18 protein-coding genes are annotated in these 20,284 nt (G+C 59.5%); 2 read left to right on the top strand and 16 right to left on the bottom strand.

Annotated features, from left to right (window positions below; genetic code table 11):
* The first annotated feature begins 2,901 nt into the window (after positions 1 to 2,901).
* Positions 2,902 to 5,838 carry a hypothetical protein gene (locus CUN63_RS21390; protein WP_129442201.1) on the top strand — a complete coding sequence of 979 codons (2,937 nt, stop codon included), beginning with the start codon at positions 2,902 to 2,904 and terminating at the stop codon, positions 5,836 to 5,838.
* A 409-nt stretch (positions 5,839 to 6,247) separates the two neighbouring features.
* Positions 6,248 to 6,961 (top strand): transposase, encoded by a 714-nt coding sequence (locus CUN63_RS21385; protein WP_129442199.1) that lies wholly within the window; start codon positions 6,248 to 6,250, stop codon positions 6,959 to 6,961.
* 226 nt (positions 6,962 to 7,187) lie between these two features.
* On the opposite strand, the gene CUN63_RS21380 is transcribed toward CUN63_RS21385, so the two are convergent.
* The 16 genes from CUN63_RS21380 to fliH form a co-directional block, all read right to left on the bottom strand.
* Entirely contained in the window at positions 7,188 to 7,847 is a 660-nt protein-coding gene (locus CUN63_RS21380) for a hypothetical protein (protein ID WP_129442197.1), read from the bottom strand.
* Between the two features lie 177 nt (positions 7,848 to 8,024).
* A complete protein-coding gene (gene flhB / locus CUN63_RS21375; protein ID WP_129442195.1) occupies positions 8,025 to 9,164 on the bottom strand; it encodes a flagellar biosynthesis protein FlhB in 1,140 nt (379 codons plus the stop codon).
* 3 nt (positions 9,165 to 9,167) lie between these two features.
* Entirely contained in the window at positions 9,168 to 9,950 is a 783-nt protein-coding gene (fliR, locus tag CUN63_RS21370) for a flagellar biosynthetic protein FliR (RefSeq protein WP_129442193.1), read from the bottom strand.
* Positions 9,951 to 9,953: 3 nt separating this feature from the next.
* On the bottom strand, positions 9,954 to 10,223 hold the full coding sequence (fliQ, locus tag CUN63_RS21365) for a flagellar biosynthesis protein FliQ (RefSeq protein ID WP_007948918.1): 270 nt from the start codon (positions 10,221 to 10,223) through the stop codon (positions 9,954 to 9,956).
* Entirely contained in the window at positions 10,220 to 10,978 is a 759-nt protein-coding gene (fliP, locus tag CUN63_RS21360; protein ID WP_129442191.1) for a flagellar type III secretion system pore protein FliP, read from the bottom strand. Before fliP ends, fliQ begins: the two co-directional genes overlap by 4 nt.
* Positions 10,978 to 11,424, bottom strand: a complete 447-nt coding sequence (gene fliO / locus CUN63_RS21355; protein ID WP_129442189.1) for a flagellar biosynthetic protein FliO — start codon at positions 11,422 to 11,424, stop codon at positions 10,978 to 10,980. The genes fliP and fliO overlap by 1 nt, the downstream gene beginning before the upstream one ends.
* Positions 11,425 to 11,883, bottom strand: a complete 459-nt coding sequence (fliN, locus tag CUN63_RS21350; protein WP_129442187.1) for a flagellar motor switch protein FliN — start codon at positions 11,881 to 11,883, stop codon at positions 11,425 to 11,427.
* A gap of 72 nt (positions 11,884 to 11,955) precedes the next feature.
* The gene (fliM, locus tag CUN63_RS21345; protein WP_008024584.1) at positions 11,956 to 12,924 is read right to left on the bottom strand and encodes a flagellar motor switch protein FliM; all 969 of its coding nucleotides are present in this window, start codon (positions 12,922 to 12,924) and stop codon (positions 11,956 to 11,958) included.
* A 9-nt stretch (positions 12,925 to 12,933) separates the two neighbouring features.
* The gene (fliL, locus tag CUN63_RS21340) at positions 12,934 to 13,434 is read right to left on the bottom strand and encodes a flagellar basal body-associated protein FliL (protein ID WP_129442185.1); all 501 of its coding nucleotides are present in this window, start codon (positions 13,432 to 13,434) and stop codon (positions 12,934 to 12,936) included.
* Between the two features lie 208 nt (positions 13,435 to 13,642).
* The gene (locus CUN63_RS21335) at positions 13,643 to 15,004 is read right to left on the bottom strand and encodes a flagellar hook-length control protein FliK (protein WP_129442183.1); all 1,362 of its coding nucleotides are present in this window, start codon (positions 15,002 to 15,004) and stop codon (positions 13,643 to 13,645) included.
* 83 nt (positions 15,005 to 15,087) lie between these two features.
* Positions 15,088 to 15,456: an Hpt domain-containing protein gene (locus CUN63_RS21330; protein ID WP_129442181.1), complete on the bottom strand. Its 369-nt coding sequence runs from the start codon at positions 15,454 to 15,456 to the stop codon at positions 15,088 to 15,090.
* Between the two features lie 30 nt (positions 15,457 to 15,486).
* The gene (locus tag CUN63_RS21325) at positions 15,487 to 17,193 is read right to left on the bottom strand and encodes a fused response regulator/phosphatase (RefSeq protein ID WP_129442179.1); all 1,707 of its coding nucleotides are present in this window, start codon (positions 17,191 to 17,193) and stop codon (positions 15,487 to 15,489) included.
* Positions 17,194 to 17,198: 5 nt separating this feature from the next.
* Positions 17,199 to 17,504 (bottom strand): STAS domain-containing protein, encoded by a 306-nt coding sequence (locus tag CUN63_RS21320; protein ID WP_008151067.1) that lies wholly within the window; start codon positions 17,502 to 17,504, stop codon positions 17,199 to 17,201.
* Between the two features lie 164 nt (positions 17,505 to 17,668).
* A complete protein-coding gene (gene fliJ, locus CUN63_RS21315) occupies positions 17,669 to 18,118 on the bottom strand; it encodes a flagellar export protein FliJ (protein WP_033055981.1) in 450 nt (149 codons plus the stop codon).
* Between the two features lie 6 nt (positions 18,119 to 18,124).
* On the bottom strand, positions 18,125 to 19,483 hold the full coding sequence (fliI, locus tag CUN63_RS21310) for a flagellar protein export ATPase FliI (protein WP_046046383.1): 1,359 nt from the start codon (positions 19,481 to 19,483) through the stop codon (positions 18,125 to 18,127).
* Entirely contained in the window at positions 19,473 to 20,282 is an 810-nt protein-coding gene (gene fliH / locus CUN63_RS21305; protein WP_129442177.1) for a flagellar assembly protein FliH, read from the bottom strand. Before fliH ends, fliI begins: the two co-directional genes overlap by 11 nt.
* Positions 20,283 to 20,284 lie beyond the last annotated feature (2 nt).

The raw sequence follows: 20,284 nt of genomic DNA, 5'->3' as shown, positions 1-20,284 counted from the left end.
TCGGCTGCACCTCTGCCACCACATTTACAACCCAGGCCGCCGACGCCAGCGATTCCGATTTCGCGACGAAGCTGTGCGCGGTCCGGCTCAGCCCGGTGCGGGTCGAGGTCCAGCTCCCATCGGGCTTGACATCGACCGTCTGCGGCAGAGCGCCGTTATCGGTAATGACGACCTTCAGGTTCGGTGTCGCCTTGCCCGTCAGGATCACCGTGGTGTCGACGGTCGTGCCGCGGTTGGCGATATCCCGCAACTGCGAGTCGGTGACCTTGTCGATGGTCGGCTGCACCTCTGCCACCACATTTACAACCCAGGCCGCCGACGCCAGCGATTCCGATTTCGCGACGAAGCTGTGCGCGGTCCGGCTCAGCCCGGTGCGGGTCGAGGTCCAGCTCCCATCGGGCTTGACATCGACCGTCTGCGGCAGAGCGCCGTTATCGGTAATGACGACCTTCAGGTTCGGTGTCGCCTTGCCCGTCAGGATCACCGTNGTGTCGACGGTCGTGCCGCGGTTGGCGATATCCCGCAACTGCGAGTCGGTGACCTTGTCGATGGTCGGCTGCACCTCTGCCACTACATTCACGCCCCAGGCAGGCGACTCCACCCCGGAGCCATAGGCTGCTTTGGCAACAAAGTTGTGCGCGGTCAGGGTCAACCCCGTACGGGTCGAGGTCCAGATCCCGTCGGGCCCGACCTCGACCGTCTGCGGCAGAGCGTCGTTATCGGTAATGATGACCTTCAGGTTAGGTGTCGCCTTGCCCGTCAGGATCACCGTGGTATCGACGGTCGTGCCGCGGTTGGCGATATCCCGCAACTGCGAGTCGGTGACCTTGTCGATGCTCGGCTTAACCTCCTTACCCACATACAACTCCAACACCGCCGAATAGCTGTGCTTACCCGTAGCCGCACGCAAGAGGGTGTAGCGCACTTCGACCTGCTGATTCAAATTCCGCGTAATGAATTGCTCGTCGATGCGAAAATCCACCGGTTTACCAGCGATGATGGTGGTGATCGGTATCCAGTCGCTGGTGCTGCCGGCGGCAGTTGGCCCGTTCCAGTAATATGTCAACACATCGCCTGCCGCTGTCCCCAGGTAACCAATGCGCAAGGTAGCGCTGTCAGGCACCCACGCCGGGTCAAGAAAGTCGTCCGGGGCTTCTACCACCTTAGGCGCCGGCAACTCGGCGCGAATGCGCTCGACGTTGTAGAACGCATGCTCGGACTCACTGACGCCATAGAGCGCCGACTTATCATTGGAGACCCGGTAAAACAGGTTGAGCTTGCCGTTTTCGAGCACCTTGATGTGCTCCGCTTCCACGTACAGCGTGATGGTTTTTCCGGCCTCGCCATCGCTGACAAGGTGCGGTATTTCATGCAGGTACGGCTGGCTGTTGGATTTGGTTCCCAGCCAGACCAGGTTGATCAGGTCCCCTCCTTTGATGAGCGGAGAAGGCCCGATGTCCACCGTCGCCATGCCTTGCGTGGGTTCCAGCGTATCGCCGATGACTTCGCGAATGGTCGGGGCCGGCAACTGTGAGATTTCACCGACCACATTGGCAAAGGTGCGCTTGGATGACAACGGCGGGCTGCCATCGGCTTTGGTCAACACATAGGAAGCATCCGCCTTGCCCATGGCAATGGCGCGAACAGCGGCGTTCGGCACCTCAAGCTCGAGGACGCTCGGAATATTGTCGATTGGCGTGGGCTTGCTACGGTGAACCAGTTGCTCGCCATGAGCCGGCGTGCCGATCCAGGTCATCACCACGGTATCGCCGATATCGAAATCGTCCGTACGGACATGAATCTGTACCGTGACGTTGGCTTTGCCCAGCTTGATCAGGTCGACCACGCCATTGATCGACTCCTTGATAATCGGCGGTTCCAGCCGCCAGGCGCCGGCGTCGACCAGCACCGTGGTGCTCAGAGAGCGCTTTTGCGACCAGTTCCAGACCTCATCGCGCACCTCGTACTCCACCAGTAGTGCGGCGCTGTCCCCCCCGGCGAGAATCGCCTCCTGATCCGCGACAACGATGACGGGGTCAATGCCATCGGCCTGGGCCTGGGTAACGACGTGAGGTGGCAGACGCACGCTGCCCCAGTACACAAAAATGACGTCGCGCACCCTTATGCCCGTATATTTCGGTACGGTTAACGGCACACCTTTTTCCGCCCATTCGGCGGTGACGCCGTTTATCCTCACATCCTCCGGTATCCCGACTGGCTTGAGCTCCGAATGGCCGGGCAGATGAGGAAATTTATCGTCCCCACCCGGTTCGTCGAGCTTGACCAGTAGCCGCAACGGCACCGACGGGTCATCGGGTGTGGTCGAGCCCTTGCGGGTCAATTGGTAATGCACGGTTTCGACCCAACCGGGGATGATGTCCTTCGTCGGCAGGTAAAAAAATAAACGCTTATCGAGTTCTTCCAGCAAGACTTCCTTGTGCCAGATCTTCTCTGGCCCCCAAAAAATATCGTGCTGATCCCCGACTTGCATGCCCATGTACGGATCGATGACACACAGCACGCCGTCGGGATAGTCGCTCACCACGGCAATGTTGATACCGCCGTCGCCGTCCACCACGGGCTGGGTCATGCCTGCGATAAACAAAGGCCTGAGCGCGAACAACCCGATACCGGTGCCGGGCTCGATCAGAGGAAACAGGAGGGGGCTGAAAATGCTCATGGTGGAAGCTCTTGAGAGGGTTGACGGCCTTATTTAAGGCGCACTCCCACAAAGCTGCCTACTGTCAGAAATAACAGGTCGGAGGTTTATTCCGACGGGTGGTAATGCGCAATACCGTTCGTCTGGAAACACTGCTCACCTGTTATTTCTGACAGTAGCCAACTCCACCTCATCAGGCATTGAATAACGCCGTCATCCCTATCCCCGACAGGAGTCTCCCCATGACCAGCCAACCCCCCCTCTCCCCGGACAGCAGCGTGCTGGTCCTGCGCGAACTGAAAATCCCCGGCCGCACCGGCCCCCTACCCACCGGCGAATGGGGCATCAACATCGCCGCCGCGCTCGACAACTTCCCGCGCCAGGGCCTGCAATGCCAGGCCGGGCCCTGGGGTAACATGGCCGTCGGCGACAAGCTGGTGATTTTCTGGGGCGCCAGCAACCAGGTGTTGCAGGAGACCGTTGATCAGCAGGAGAAGGACACGGAGCTGACGCTGTTCATCCCGGCGGCGCGAATCGCCGACGGTGTCCATCACGTGTCGTACAGTGTCACCCGCCTGGGCAGCACGCCGGAGCCTTCCGAGGTCATGAAGGTGTACGTCAAGCTCACCCGGCCCGGTGGCCAGGACCAGAATGGCGACACGCCCGGCCATTCCGAACTGCACATGACCATCCCGAAGGAGATCCTCGACGGCGGCATCGACAAGGACAACGTCACCGCCGGGGTGCCGATCACCATTCAGCCTTACCCAAACATGGCGCTGGGCGATGTGATCCAGGTGACCTGGGGTGGCAAGTTTGTCCTCAGCGAGCCGCTGACCGAGGCTCAGGTTAAGGACCCTGCGAACAATCCCATTGTCGTGCTGGTCGACGAAGCCACCATTCGTGCCGCGGGCGATTCGGACAGCAGCGGCCTGGCCGTGGCCTTCGAAGTCTACGACGTGGTCGAAAACCGCTCCGAAGACTGGTGCGCCGAGCAGCGGGTGGTGGTCGGCGTCGACCAGACGCGCCTCACCGCGCCCATCGTCAAGGACGCCCAGAACAACGTACTCGACGTCGACAAACTGGGCGACAAGGATGCGACCGCGCAGATCCTGGCCGTGGACAACAACTTCAAGCTGGGCGACATCATCTTCGTTCGGGTCAGGGGCACCCCGGTGGAGGGCGCACCGGTCGACCTCGAGATCCAGGGCGAACCACTGACCAATGTCCCGAGCATCCCCGAGCTGAAAGTGCCCAACGCGGTGCTCAAGCAACTGGCCAAGACCCAGGTGGTGTTTTCCTATCGCCTGAAAAAAACCGATGGCACTCCCGACCTGCAGTCCAAGGGCCAATTCGTCCGCGTCATCGGCGAAATCCAGCGCCTCAAGGCGCCGATCGCCGAGGACGCCCAGCAAGGCGCCATCGACCCGGAGCTGCCGCGCACGCGTATCGAAATCCCGTTCGACAAATCGTTCGCCGCCGGCCAGGCGATCAAGCTGTTCTGGCTCGGCACCCGGCCAGACTTCGGCACCTACCTGCCCGACCTGGGGCTGCGTCCGATCAGCAATGGCGAGATCGAGGCCGGTGAATCGCTGTTCATCACGGTCGCGGGCGAGCACCTCACGCCCATCAAGGGTGGCACCCTGGAACTCTATTACCAGTTGCTGATCGAGGACGCCGTGCTGGGCACGCTGAACCAGGTCAATGCCACCCACGCCATCCGCGAATCCCTGCACCTGGCGCCGCTGCAGGTCGGCGAACCGCGCCTGGAACTGCCGGAGCCGGAAGTGGACGGCGTCGTCGACGGTGTGCTCCCGCCGGACCGGCCGGGCACCACGCTGACCGTCAAGTACCTGAATACGGTCAAGGACGATGTGGTGACCTATGAGTGGGTCGGTTCCAAGACCGGCCCGGCCAGCGATTGGGTCAAGCTGAGCTCGTTCACTGCCGGCCAACCAGTGCCGTTCAGCATCAAGGCGGAGCTGATCAAGGGCAACGAAGGGGGGACGGTCGCGGCGTCGTACTCGATCAAGCGGGCGGTGGGCGGTGGGACCAGTTATTCGAATGCGTTGGAGTTCAGTGTGGGGGCGGCGTTGGTGCTGGGCCCGCCGAGCGTGAAAGAGGCCAATGGCAGCAACCTGAACCCGATCGCAGCCAAAGACACCCTGACCGTGGTCGTGCCCCAGTACGACGGCATGACATCGGAGCAAAAGCTGATCGTGACCTGGCAAGGTACGGCGGGCGGGGGTACACACACCACCGAGCCGATTGAAGTCGGTATCGTGGGGGAGAAATCGATTCCCGTGCCCAACAGTATGGTGGGTCACGACCTCGGAAAGTCAGTAGCGGTCAGTTACGGGGTGATCGTCGGCAATGCCGAACCGAAACCATCCGAGGAGCTGCCATTGACCATAGGCACACTGCAGCGACAAGACATGCCAATGCCGCTGATCGAAAATTTTAGCGGAAAAACGCTGTATACCCGCGCGCTGAAAGACACGACAAAAGTACTATGCGCGCGCTGGCCATTCCAGCGTTCGGCCCTGCCTGTCTGGTTGAGCTATATAGAAACATTGAAAAATGGCACCACACGCACGCAGGACCAATTAGTGGGGACGACGCATGACCAGGCTTCAGGTCTCACCTATACCGCTGAGGTTGAATGGTTAAGAGCCTGTGAGGCGGATTCGAGGCTAACGGTGGTGCTGAAGGTGGGTTTATACCAGGGCGCGACACTGGCCGACGCCGTGGAATGTCAACCAAGGGTTTATACCGTCCAGACAGTACTGGATGATCTGACGACGTTTGATAATTACGATTGGGGAGGATGGACGTTACTCAGCCCCGAGGATCAATCAAAGATTGTTTTTGAGGGCGGGGGGTATTTTCTCGAACATGCGTCCCCCTCGATTTTTTTAACGATGCAGAAAACATACGAGGGTATAAAACCGGGCGAACTCTATGAACTCAGCTTTAGCTATGAGTCTGCCCCGATCACGATAGTGGCGGTCCAGCGGGACGGTTGGGGAGGATGGGAGGAGCTGCCTCCCACGAGCGGCTGGGGAGTTTACACTCGTCCTATGCTGATGGACGAAAAAGGTATGTCCGAGTTGAAGCTTATCTTCGAAGGTATTGTAAAACTCGACAATATCCGCCTCAGATTTGTCGCCAAAAACTGATCGAGGTGAACCTGGTGCTGGACAACCCAACCCGTCGGACGCAGCGCTGAAGTCATAGCGTCCGCTGAGGCTGGCAATGAAGCAGATAAGGCAGCTTTCGCGAAATCCGGGCCCCCCCATTAGCCGGTCTCAAGCCAAGACTAAAAGTCCACTTACCCTGCAGTTCTAGGAAAATCTGGGGACAGACCACGATATTAATCGTGGTCTGTCGCTTCATGCGCGGAAGGCGCAGCAGGTATCAACCCAAAAAACGGGCGTCCCCTGAGGTCGCCCGTTTTGGTTTATGACACCATCTGCGCCCGCAACCGCCGCCCAGTCACGTCCATCAGATCGAGGAAAATCCAGGGACACGTTTTCTCCGATTTTGGCTAGGCTTCAAGTGCCATGAACTGGAAAAAGGAATTTCCATATGCCGCGTAGAGCTCGTTTAGTGATGCCAGGAATCCCTCTGCATCTGATTCAGCGAGGGAATAACCGCTCGGCCTGTTTCTACTCACAAGAGGATTACCTCTTTTACCTGGAGCACTTGGCCGAGCAGGCGAGAAAGCAGGCCTGTGAGACCCATGCGTGGTGCCTGATGACCAACCATGTCCATCTGCTATTGACGCCAAGTCATCCTGCAGGAGCAAGCTTGCTGATGAAGGGGCTTGGTCAACGCTATGTCCAATACGTCAATCGCACATATCAGAGAACCGGAACCCTGTGGGAAGGCCGTTTCAGTTCCTGCCTGGTGCAGGAGGACAGTTACGTATTAGCCTGCTATCGCTATATCGAAATGAACCCGGTCAGGGCGGGGATCGTGGAGCATCCAGCCGAGTATCGTTGGACGAGTTATCGAGCCACTGCGCAGGGAGAAGAGTCAAGGTTTATCACGCCTCATGCGCAATACAACGCGCTGGGTGAGACGGGGTTACCGCGGACGGCGTCGTATCGAGAGCTTTTCAAAAGTCAACTCGACCCAGGTTTGGTGGATCAGATCCGATCGTCTACTAACGGTAATTACATACTTGGTGGATCCAGATTTGAGTCGGAGGTTGAAGGTGCGGTGGGGCGACGGGTTAGAAGAGGCAAGTCAGGACGGCCGAAGAAAGCGACTGATTTCGACGTTGAGTCTTTGCTTTAGAGAACGTGGTCTGTCCCTGGATTTCCAGAGCCGCTACCGCAAGAAGCCTTCCAACTTTTGCAGAGACAAGAAATAGAGGGTTTCATTGAGCTTTTGTAGCAGCTGCCGAGCCCGCGAGGCTGCGTCCGGCTGCGAAGCAGTCGTAAACCTTTGCGAGAACTTCGTTCTCGGACGCAGCCTCGCAGGCTCGGCAGCTGCTACAAACGCAATGGATTGCAAATATGGATCAACGCGCCGTCAGAATCTGCTCTTTGTGGATCGGACCGAAATGAAGCGCCTTGCCGACCATGTACCGCGTACCTCTGTGCATTTGAAGACCTTCCACCTCTACAAAATCCTCCTCTGCATAACCGAGCACCACGACGGATGAAGGCGCTTTCTGACCAGAAAGGTTGTGCCCCAGCATGAGATTAAGCGCCCATTGAAAGCGAATGACCGGCAGGTCCTCGACGCTGATCTCACGCGTGTTCTCCCAACGAAAGTCCTTGCGCGAGACAACCTGCAAACGGCCATCGGCCACGTTGAATTGGGGTTTGTGATAACGCTCCTCCAGCCCTCCACTTGACCATTGATCCATGTAAAAACGGGGGGACGTGAAGACATCGAACAACGCGCGGTTATCACCAACATTACCAGCAGCATCGAAGAAGTAATTGTAAGCATAGTGGTAGCCGAACCCGTCCAGCTCGGGTCGAATCGCATTGATAGGGCTGTTCAGGTACCCCGGAATATATGCATTGGCCATCTGCACAAAATGCGTAAAGTCCAGCGCCATGTCGAACGTAGCCGAGTAGCTGATCGTGCGCTCGAGCCGATCCTCTTCCAGGACTCCCGAAACAAATTCCAACGCCATCCCCTGAAGCTTTCTGTATTCACGCTCTGCCATGACCGTAACCTCTGATGCCTGAATGAACGTCCATCCATAGTGCTCAATCCACTCATTGAACGACCACAGCAAGGACATCGAACGGGAGAATTCCCAAGGCCATGACAACGTTTAAGAGGAAGTGTGTCTACTGTCAGAAATAACAGGTACACAGCGCTTTCGGACGGACGGTGGCTCTCAGGAATCGCGCCGCAAATCCGGCGGAATCGGCAAATCGTCCTTGAGCGGATCCGGGCGCTTGCCCTTGCCGGCGCGGTGCTGGCGGATCTGGTAGACGTAAGCGAGCACCTGGGCGACGGCAAGGTAGAGCCCGCCGGGGATTTCCTGGTCAAGTTCGGTGGAGTAGTAGATCGAACGCGCCAGTGCCGGCGACTCAAGCAGCAGCACTTCGTTGGCCACAGCGATTTCACGGATCTTCAAGGCCAGGAAGTCGCTGCCCTTGGCGATCAGCATCGGCGCCCCACCCTTTTCCGGATCGTACTTGAGCGCTACGGCGTAGTGAGTCGGGTTGGTGATCACCACATCGGCGTCGGGAATCGCCGCCATCATCCGGCGCTGGGACATTTCGCGCTGCAGCTGGCGAATCCGTTGCTTGACCTCCGGGCGCCCTTCCTGATCCTTATGCTCGTCACGAATTTCCTGCTTGGTCATCAGCAGTTTCTTGTGGCTTTCCCAAAGCTGCACCGGCACGTCCACCGCGGCGATGATGATTAACCCACAGGACATCCATAACGTACTCCAGCCCACAACCTGCAGGCAGTGAATGACTGCCAGCTCCAACGGTTCGTGGGCGATGCGTATCAGGTCATCGATGTCTGACGATAACACCTGCAGGGCCACGGCCAGGATGATCAAAAACTTCGCGAACGCCTTAAGCAGCTCCGCCACCGCCTTGAACGAAAACATTCGCTTGAGGCCGGCGGCAGGGTTCATCCGACTGAATTTCGGTGCCAGGGAACCCGCCGCGAATAGCCATCCACCCAGGGAGATCGGCCCGATCAACGCTGCCAGCACCAGGGTAATCATGATCGGCTGAATCGCCAGCAAGGCTGTCAACCCTGAACTCAACAGGTAAGTGCTCATGGAGCGCTGATCGAGAATGACTTCACGCGACAGGGAGAAATTCTGCCGCATCAATTCCATCAAGTCTTGCGCCAGCGCCCCGCCGAAAATCAACAGCGCACCGGAACCCGCCAACATGATCGCCAGCGTGTTGAGCTCTTTGGAGCGCGCAATTTCGCCTTTCTCGCGAGATTCCCTTTTGCGCTTCTCCGTGGGGTCTTCTGTTTTGTCCTGACCGCTTTCGCTCTCAGCCATGACTCAGCGCGCCCGTGCCAGTTCGCGTAACAACTGCAAGGCCTCGGAGGCCAGCGGTTGATACTGATTGATGATGTCCGCCAGCCCGACCCAGACGATGAACAGCCCGAGCACCAGGGTCAGCGGGAAGCCGATGGAGAAGATGTTCAGCTGTGGCGCCGCCCGGGTCATGATGCCAAACGCAATGTTGACCACCAGCAACGCAGTGATCGCCGGCAACACCAGCAACAGCGCGGCACCAAGGACCCAGCCGAGCTTGCCGGCCAGCTCCCAGAAATGATTGACCATCAACCCGCTACCGACCGGCAGCGTAGTGAAGCTTTCGGTGAGGATTTCGAACACCACCAGATGGCCGTTCATGGACAGGAACAACAGTGTCACCAGCATGGTGAAGAACTGCCCGATCACCGCCACCGAAACGCCGTTGGTGGGGTCGACCATCGAAGCGAAGCCCATGCCCATCTGAATGGAGACGATCTGCCCGGCGACCACGAAGGCCTGGAAGAATAGCTGCAAAGAGAAACCCAGCACTGCACCGACGAGGATCTGCTCGGCGATCAGCAGCAGCCCGCTCAAGTCCAGCGCGTTGACCGGCGGCATCGGCGGCAACCCGGGGGCAATCACTACCGTGATCGCGAGAGCGAAATAAAGGCGCACTCGCTTGGGCACCAGCGTCGTACCGAAAACCGGCATGACCATCAGCATCGAACCGACGCGAAACAGCGGCAGCATGAACGTCGCCACCCAGGTACTGATCTGGGTATCGGTCAGCTGGAGCAGCGACATGGTTTAGCCGATGACCTGAGGAATACTGCCGTACAACTGCAGGATGTATTCCATAAAGGTCTGCACCAGCCACGGACCAGCGACGATCAATGTCACCAGCATCACCAGCAAGCGCGGCAGGAAGCTCAGGGTCTGTTCGTTGATCTGCGTAGCGGCCTGGAACATCGCCACCAACAGGCCCACAAGCAAACTCGGAATCACCAGCACGGCAACCATCATGGTGGTCAGCCACAGCGCTTCCCGGAAGATGTCTACCGCAACTTCTGGCGTCATGGCGATACACCGCCGAAGCTGCTCGCCAGCGTACCGATGATCAACGCCCAGCCATCCACCAGCACGAACAGCATGATCTTGAATGGCAGGGAAATAATCAGTGGCGAGAGCATCATCATACCCATGGCCATCAGCACACTGGCCACGACCAGGTCGATGATCAGGAACGGAATGAAGATCATGAAGCCAATCTGGAACGCGGTTTTCAGCTCGGAGGTGACGAACGCGGGAACAAGAATCGTCAGCGGCGCCTGATCCGGCGACGCGATATCAGTGCGTTTGGACAAGCGCATGAACAACTCCAGATCGCTGCTGCGAGTCTGGGCGAGCATGAAATCCTTGATCGGCACCTGCGCCTTGGCCACGGCGTCTTGAGCGGTGAGTTTCTCCGCCAGATACGGCTGCAAGGCATCCTGATTAACGCGGTCGAATACTGGCGCCATGATGAACAGGGTCAGGAACAGCGCCATGCCCGTGAGGATCTGGTTCGACGGTGTCTGCTGCAGGCCGAGGGCCTGACGCAGGATCGAAAAGACGATGATGATCCGGGTAAAACTGGTCATCAGCATGACGAACGCCGGGATAAAACTCAGCGCCGTCATGATCAGCAGGATTTGCAGACTGACTGAGTATTCCTGAGCGCCGGCGGCATTGGTGCCCAGGGTGATTGCCGGGATCGATAACGGATCGGCGGCGAACGCCAGTGGCGCGACCAGCATCAGGGCCAGCGTCAAGATGATGCGTAGCGCACCCATTACTTCTTATCCTTCTGATCCTTGCCCATCAGCTCCATCAGGCGCTGGGCAAACTCGGGGGTCGATTTTTCAGTACCGCTGGGCACTTGCACCGGCTCCTTGAGCACGTGCAACGCGGTGATGGTGCCGGGGCTCAAGCCAAGCAGAATCTGCTCGTTGCCGACCTGCACCAGCATCAATCGGTCGCGAGGGCCAAGCGCGCGGGAACCGATCAGCTCGATCACCTGCCCCTTGCCGGCTGGTCCGGCCTGTTGCACCCGACGCAGTAACCAGGCGAGGAAGAAGATCAACCCCAGCACCAGCAGCAAACCGAACACCAACTGCGTTAATTGCCCCGCCACACCGCTGCTGACCGCGGGTGCAGCGGCCGCAGTAGCGGTCGCTACCGGCTCGGCAGCCAGAACGCTGAACGGCAAGGCGAGCAAAACCCCGAGAACCTTTTTCACTCAGCGCAACTTCTTGATGCGTTCGCTTGGGCTGATCACGTCAGTCAGGCGGATGCCGAACTTCTCGTTGACCACTACCACTTCACCGTGAGCGATGAGCGTGCCGTTGACCAACACGTCCAGCGGTTCACCGGCCAGACGATCGAGCTCGATCACCGAACCCTGGTTAAGCTGCAGCAGGTTACGGATGTTGATATCAGTGCTGCCGACTTCCATGGAAATCGACACCGGGATATCGAGAATCACGTCCAGGTTAGGACCGTCCAGGGTGACCGGTTCGTTATTTTTCGGCACGCTGCCGAACTCTTCCATCGGCAGACGGTTGGACGGCGAACTGGCGGCGTCGGCGGCCAGCAAGGCGTCGATGTCGTCCTGCCCGGCGTCGCCGGTTTCTTCCAGGGCCGCAGCCCATTCATCGGCCAGCGCCTGGTCGTCCTGGGTGTTCATATCGTTAGCCATCAATTTGTCCTCGGCGGGCATCCATTCAATCAGGAGCCGTCAGTTAAAAGCACAGGGGGTTTGGAGCGCCGGTCAGCGGCGCTCGATCGGCTCGATCACTTGCAACGCGAGGTTGCCTTTGTGCGACCCCATCTTGACCTTGAACGCAGGCACGCCGTTGGCGCGCATGATCATCTCTTCAGGCATCTCGACCGGGATAATGTCCCCCGGCTGCATGTGCAGAATGTCCCGCAGGCGCAACTGGCGACGGGCAACCGTCGCACCGATCGGTACGTCAACGTCCAGCACGTCCTGGCGCAAGGCGTTGACCCAGCGTTCGTCCTGATCGTCGAGGTCCGACTGGAAGCCGGCGTCGAGCATTTCGCGTACAGGTTCGATCATCGAGTACGGCATGGTCACGTGCAGGTCGCCGCCACCGCCATCGAGTTCGATGTGGAAGGTCGACACCACAATCGCTTCGCTCGGGCCGACGATATTGGCCATGGCCGGGTTCACTTCCGAGTTGATGTACTCGAAGTTCACTTCCATGATCGCCTGCCAGGCTTCCTTCAAATCGACGAAGGCCTGCTCCAGCACCATGCGCACTACACGCAATTCGGTGGGGGTGAATTCACGCCCTTCGATCTTCGCGTGACGGCCGTCGCCGCCGAAGAAGTTGTCCACCAGTTTGAACACCAGTTTGGCGTCGAGGATGAACAACGCGGTGCCGCGCAACGGCTTGATCTTGACCAGGTTGAGGCTGGTCGGCACGTACAGCGAGTGCACGTATTCGCCGAACTTCATCACCTGCACGCCACCGACGGCAACGTCTGCCGAGCGGCGCAGCATGTTGAACATGCTGATGCGGGTGTAACGGGCGAAACGTTCGTTGATCATCTCCAGGGTCGGCATGCGTCCACGGACGATGCGATCCTGACTGGTCAGGTCGTAGCTTTTGACACTGCCGGGTTCAGCAGCGGTATCGGTCTGTACCAGACCATCGTCGACGCCATGCAACAGCGCATCGATCTCATCCTGGGACAGCAGGTCCTGCACGGCCATGTCGTGTTCCTACTGCAGTACGAAATTAGTGAAAAGCAACTGTTCGATGACCACTTTGCCGAGTTCTTTCTGCGCCACTTCCTGGACGCTGGCCGTGGCTTTCTGACGCAACATTTCCTGGCCGACCGGCGACGCCAGGGTGGCGAAGTCCTGCCCGGAGAACAGCATGACCAGGTTATTGCGGATGACAGGCATGTGGACTTTGAGCGCTTCCAGATCGGCCTGATCGCGACCCTGCATGGTGATGCTCACCTGCATGTAGCGCTGACGGCCGTTCTGGTTGTAATTGGCCACGAAGGCTGGAGCCATGGGCTCGAAAATCGCTGGCTGCTTGCCGACCGGGGCGGTTTCAGCCGCGGCGGCAGGCTTGCTCTGGGCGCTGTGCATGAAGAACCAGGTCGCTCCCACGGACAAACCGATCGCCAGCAGCAGGGCCACCACGATCACAATGATCAGCTTGAGTTTGCCTTTGGTTGCGGGGTCTTTTACTGCTGCTTCGCTCTTCGCCATGCCAATAATCCGTCACTATTCGGGTTTTCACAGTCGCACGGCAAGGCAAGAGCAAGTGTTATGCCAGAAGTGTCTGAAGGAAAATGGGCTGTGGCTGGTTGAGGCCGAAAATCAAAAGATCGCAGCCTTCGGCAGCTCCTACATTGGAATGTGTACATCCTGTAGGAGCTGCCAAAGGCTGCGATCTTTTAGGGAGCGCCGCGAATTATCAGGCGTAATAATCGACGGCGCTGGAGCCAATCACGCTGGTCGCGCTGGTCGCTACTTCGGCAATGCTGGCCGGAAGCTCTTCGTCCATCGAATCGAGGCGACCACCGCTGGCGTTGGTGCGTCCACCCTGCCCTTGACCCTGTTGAGCCTGTTCCTGCCCCTGGCCCTGCCAGCCACGGGACTGGTCGGACACATTGACGTCGACCTGGCCCATCCCCTGCTGCGCAAACATGTCACGCAAGCGATGCATCTGCCCGTCCAGCGCTTCGCGAACACTTGGATGGGCGCTCATGAACGTCACTTGGGTCTGCTGATCCGGAACCATGTTCACCCGAATGTCCAGGCGCCCCAGTTCGGCCGGTTGCAACTGGATGTCGGCGGCCTTGAGATTGGTACTGGACAGGTACATGACCCGGTTCACGACTTCTTCGGTCCAGCCGCTCTGATGCATGGCGATCGGTTGATTCACCGGCAATGCGTTCGCGGTTTTCGGCGTGGCCGCCTGGGTCAGTGCCGCCAGACGGTTGGCGAAATCGTCGACCCGAGTATCGCTACTCGCGGACTTCAGGTCCTTGAGACCGTCATCGATAAGACCACCAAAGGCCTTGTCGCCGCCCTGGCCGGCGCTGTCCTTGTCGGCTTGCACATCGAGCATGCTCGCCATGCCGGCGGCGAAGGTCTGCGCCGAGGTTGACTCGCCGTCGGCCTGGGCCTGGGCCGAGGTCGGTGCCGCTTTGGGCTGGGCCTGACTGGAAGCGGAAACGTGCCCGCTCTGCTCCATGGCCATGCGCACGGCAGGCAGTGCGTCGAGGGGATCGGCTTCGGGATCGAAATCGGTGTCAGTGCTTGCAACAACCGGAGTCGTTGCCGCCGTCACAGCCACCTCGACCTGCGGTTGTGGGGCGACTACAACGGGCGGAGCTGCCGGTACCGGCGCTGGCACCGCAGGTTGTACTGCCTGCATCAACGCAGGATCCAGCGTCGGGTCAACGGGCGCGGCATCGGCAACCGGCGTCTGCGCAGTATCCGAGCCGTCATCGCTGGCAGCCTCGTCCTCAACCTGCGCCGGCTTATCGGCGGGCAAGGATTTGCCGCTATCGGCAACCGCAGGTTCCGGGGCGGCAGACGTGTCGTTGCTGACGTCCTTTTTGTCGGGGCTGTCCGACGCTTTATCTCGTATCGGCTTGGCCGATCCATCACCCACCGCAGAGGGTTTGTTCCGGGCTTGATCGGCGTAGACCTGAGCGAAGCTGGATGCCTTGTCCCCAGGCTCAGCGGCCAGCGCCGGTGTATTGGCGCAAGCGGCTTGAGTCTTGGCCTGCGCGGCGGCCTGAAGAAGCATATTGGGGGTAACGGGCATGGAACGGTCTCCGCTGCACTGGGATCGTAGGTACAGTTGACGGAGATTATTGCAAAGGTCGCGCCAGGTTTGAGTGACAGGCGCTAAAAGCGCCGGACGGTCTCATTGGCAGAGAGAGAACGCTGACGCTCCGCCTCATAGAGAGGTCGGACAATGGCAAATTCGTCATCAATTTCCCCGATCAGCTTTTCGATGCCAGCGAGGTTTTTTTGCTTGGCGCGCTGCTCCAACTCATGGCACAACTCAGCCAGGCGAATGGCGCCCATGTTGCTGCTGCTGCCCTTGAAACTATGGGCTGCATTCATGAGTTGCGCAGCATCTTCAGCCTCTCGCAAGATGCGTAAACGCTCTTCGGAATCGGCGAGAAAGGTATCCAGCAACGTCGGATACTCATCCTCCATGACCTCTTGCAACGCGTTCAGCACGTCGCGGTCCAGGTGTGTGTCAGCCACTTGCTCACTCCTTGATCAAGAATGCGTGGATTATGCCAGAGCCTCCCAGAAAAACTCCACGCGGGCAATTCGACCATTGTCGGACCAACTCGCATTGTGGCCCAGCTGACGGATCAGACTGACGCCACGTCCCGACAGACGGACACCATCGACGGGCAGCTCCATCACCCGCGCTACATCGAAACCCTTGCCGCTGTCTTCAACCCGAACAGTCAGGCACCCGCCCTCGCCCTTGGGTGTCACCTGCAAATGCACCCGCACGAAGCCGTCCTGCAACGCGTCCAGGCGTGTATTGCGCTGTTGATAATAGCGGGTGAAACCCGAGGCATCGCGCTTGAGACTCGAATCCAGCCCCAGCACTCCATGCTCCAGGGCATTGGAATACAGTTCGGCCAAAACACTGTAGAGCGCCCCGCTCTGGGCCCGCAGACCGTGGACCTCAAGCAGCAATTGCAGAAGATACGGCAGCGGATTGAAGCGTTTGAGCGTGGCGGCGCGAAATTCGAAACTCACTGACCAGTCCAGCGGGCAGGACTGACCACTGTCGGAATACACCAGCGCCGGCGGGCTCAGTTGTGCGGCCTCCAGCAGACTGACCTCGACCATGCTCACGTCATCACGGGCCTCGCCGCGAAAGTCCCGCAACGCCTGCTCGATCTCTTCGAACAACTCATCAGGCTGACGATTGGCCGAAAACACCTGCTGCAATCGCTCCACACCAAATAACTGTTCGTTGGCATCGCAGGTATCGATCACCCCGTCGGACAACAGGAAGACCCGATCCCCGACCGCCATCGGAAACACCTCGGTGCGGTCATCAAAGGATTGCGGGCTCAGCACGCCGAGCGGCAAATGCCGAGCCGTCAGCGGCGTGCGCTCACCGCTGGCGATGCTGTGCAGGTAACCGTCCGGCATTCCGCCGTTCCAGACCTCCACCGAGCGTCGCTGAAAACTCAGGCACAGCAGCGTTGCACAACAGAACATGTCCACCGGCAGGATGCGCTTGAGCTTGGCATTCATCTCGCGCAGGGTTTCGGCCAGGCCGTAACCCTTGGCGGTCATCCCATAGAAAACTTCGGCCAGGGGCATGGCACCGACCGCGGCCGGCAAACCATGACCGGTAAAATCGCCGAGCAGCACGTGCATGTCGCCGGCCGGGGTAAACGCGGCCAGCAGCAGATCGCCGTTAAACAACGCATAGGGCGATTGCAGGTAGCGAATATTCGGTGCACTCAGGCAGCCGGAGTGGGCCACCTTGTCGAACACGGCTTTGGCCACCCGCTGCTCGTTGAGCAGGTACTCGTGGTGCCTGGCGATCTGGTCGCGCTGCTGCAACACCGTGGCCTGCAACCGCCGCAAGCGGTCCATCGCCTTGATCTTGGCGGCGAGGATCACCTGGTTGTAGGGTTTTGCCAGAAAGTCGTCGCCCCCGGCCTCCAGACAGCGGGCCAGCGCTTCGCTTTCGGTCAGCGAGGTGAGGAAGATGATCGGCACCAGGGTTTCCCCTGCCAACACCTTGATTTGCCGCGCCGCCTCGAAACCGTCCATCACCGGCATCATCGCGTCCATGAGCACCAGTTGCGGTCGCTGCTGGCGAAACGCGTCAACGGCTTCGGCACCGTTGGCGGCCGTCAGCACCTCATGCCCCTGACGACGAACGATGGTCGACAGCAGCATGCGATCGGCCGCGCTGTCTTCGGCGATCAGGATCGTCAGCGGTTCGAACAAGGACTGCATGGCGGTCACGCCACGTCGAAGATTTGTTCGAAGTTGGAGATGGCGAGGATCTTGCGCACATCTGCATTAGCGTTGGTCAACGTGATCTCGGCATTCTCGCCGCCAGCGTGATCACGCAGTAGCAACAGCATGCCGAGCGCTGAACTGTCGAGGTAGGTGGCGTCTTTCAGATCTACTTCGAAGGACTCGGGTTTTGGCTGAAGATTTTCGTAGGACTCGCGAAATTCCTGATGCTTGGCGAAATCGAATCGTCCCTTGACCGATATCGTCAGCTTTTGCCCATCTTGGGAGACTTCTGTAACAACTGGCATTTAACGGCTTCCTTGTCATTGGTGAACGTACGTGTACAAGGTTTAGCACTTGGCTGGGGCTGGAGCAAGATCAAAAGATCGCAGCCTGCGGCAGCTCCTACAGAACCGGGTTTGCACGCAGTCAATGGAGCTGCCGCAGGCTGCGATCTTTTCGAAGGCACCACTCAATAAGGATCCTGACGCGGCAACCGCTGGGACAACTCATCCAGCAGCTTTTGCTCACGCCGGTCTTCCAGCCGCCGCGCCTCATCCATGTAGCGCAACACCAGTTTGCGCAAGCCTTCGACCCGTGCAAACGCCTGTTGCCAGGATTCCCGCGCCTTGTTCAGGTTGTTTTGATGCCATACCAGGCTTTGTCGCTGCTGGTCGATGGCGGTCCCCAGTTGCGCCAGGAAGCCTTGATAACCCAGCAGCCATTGGCCAGACACGCCACTGCTGCCGCGCACGATCCATTGCTCTTGATAATCGAGACGAAAGGCTTCGAGGTCGGCGAGCTTGCTTTCGGCCAGACGGACTTGCCCCTGAAAGTGCCCCAGACGCAGGACCGCGGTTTTCTCGGCCTTTTCGGCCATTTCGACCACGGGGGCCAGACGCGAGGCTCGGCTCTGGGCCATGGCCGGTTAGCCGCCGGCCGCAGGAGCGAAAATCGTGCCGAGATAGGCTTCGCTTTCGCCCAGGCTGATGCTGTCGTTCAGGCCCTGGCGCAGGTATTTCACCAGCTGCGGCTGCAGGGAGATCGCCAGGTCGGTTTCCCGATCACCACCGGCCACATAGGCGCCGACGCTAATCAAGTCGCGACTCTGCTGATACCGCGACCACAGTTGCTTGAAATACTGGGCGCGCATCATGTGTTCCGGCGTAACCACCGACGGCATGACCCGGCTGATGGACGCTTCGATATCGATGGCCGGGTAATGACCTTCCTCGGCGAGGCGCCGGGACAGCACGATGTGCCCGTCGAGCACGCCTCGTGCGGCGTCGGCAATCGGATCCTGCTGATCATCGCCTTCGGAGAGTACGGTGTAGAACGCGGTGATCGAACCGCCGCCCTTCTCCGCATTACCGGCCCGCTCCACCAGTTTCGGCAGTTTGGCGAACACCGATGGCGGATAGCCCTTGGTCGCTGGCGGCTCGCCGATCGCCAGAGCGATTTCCCGCTGAGCCTGGGCGAAACGGGTCAGGGAGTCCATGAGCAACAGGACGTTCTTGCCCTTGTCGCGGAAATACTCGGCAATTCGCGTGCAGTACATCGCCGCGCGCAGACGCATCAGCGGCGCATCGTCCGCCGGGGACGCCACCACGACCGAACGCTTGAGGCCTTCTTCACCGAGGATGTGCTCGATGAATTCTTTAACTTCACGACCCCGCTCACCGATCAGCCCGACGACGATGATGTCGGCCTCGGTGAAGCGGGTCATCATGCCCAGCAGCACACTCTTGCCCACGCCAGTACCGGCGAACAGACCCAAACGCTGACCGCGACCGACCGTCAACAAACCGTTGATGCTGCGAATGCCAACGTCCAGCGGCTCGCTTATTGGTTCGCGCTTGAGCGGGTTGATGGTCGGGCCGTCCATCGGCACCCAATCTTCGGCCTTCATCCCACCCTTGCCGTCCAGCGCGCGACCGGCGCCATCAAGTACCCGCCCGAGCATGCTCATGCCCATCGGCAAGCGGCCGGTATCAGCCAGAGGAACCACACGGGCACCGGGAGCGATGCCGGCAACGCTGCCGACCGGCATCAGAAACACCTTGCTGCCGGAGAAGCCCATGACTTCGGCTTCGACCTGCACCGGGTGATAACTGTCGTCGTTGATGACCATGCAGCGGCTGCCCATGGCGGCTCGCAAACCCTCGGCTTCGAGGGTCAGGCCGACCATGCGCAGCAAGCGGCCTTCAAGGATCGGCGCGCCTTCCAGTTCCGTGGCCTCGGCGTAGCTGCCGAGGCGCTTGGCGAAGCTGGTGCGATCAAGGCGCATCGGTAACGTCCAGTTCAGGTTCGACCGGCGAGACCGCTGGCTTGTCGCTGATCGGCAGTTCCAGGCTCAGATCCGGTTTGGCCGGGTGCAAGGCCTGTTCGTGCAACTGATCGAACAGCTTGTCCATGACCCGCCCAACGCGGGTTTCGACCGTGGCGTCGATACGACTGTGTTCAGTCTCGACCCGGCAACCGCCGGGCAACAACGCCTCGTCCTCGACGATGCGCCAGGTTTCTTCATGGCGTTCGCGCAGGGCTTTGACCTGTTCGAAATCTTGCGGATTGATGTACAGCCGCACATTGCCCACACCCAGCGGCAAGAGCTTGAGGGCCTCGCGCATGACGTGTTCGATCTGCGTCGAGTCGATGGCGAGTTCGCGCTGAATCACCTGTTTGGTAATGTGCTGCACCAGGTCGACCAGGGACTTTTCGATCAAGGTGTCCTGCTCGGCGATAGGCTCGAACAGATGGCCCATCAGTTGCTCCAGAGCGGCAATCTTGGCGGCCAGGGCCACCTCGGCTTCCTGACGGACCTTGAGCGTGGTGCTGTGGAAACCTTCTTTTTCGCCCGTGGCGAAGCCTTCGTTGTAGGCCTCCTGGCGAATGCTTTCGAGTTCTTCGAGGGTCAGTGGCTGGACTTCATCCAGCGGCACTTCTTCCATTTCCGGCGGCTCGGGTTCCGGCTCAGGCTCGGGTTCCGGCACGAACGGATCGAAACTGGGCAGCGACCAGACGTCGAAACCACTGACGTCCTTGCCACGGATCAGGTCGGTGTTGGACTCATCATGTTTGGACGACATAG

This window comes from Pseudomonas sp. ACM7 (genome assembly GCF_004136015.1).
Taxonomy (GTDB): Bacteria; Pseudomonadota; Gammaproteobacteria; order Pseudomonadales; family Pseudomonadaceae; genus Aquipseudomonas; species Aquipseudomonas frigoris.
This window is presented reverse-complemented; position numbering and strand designations above follow the sequence as displayed.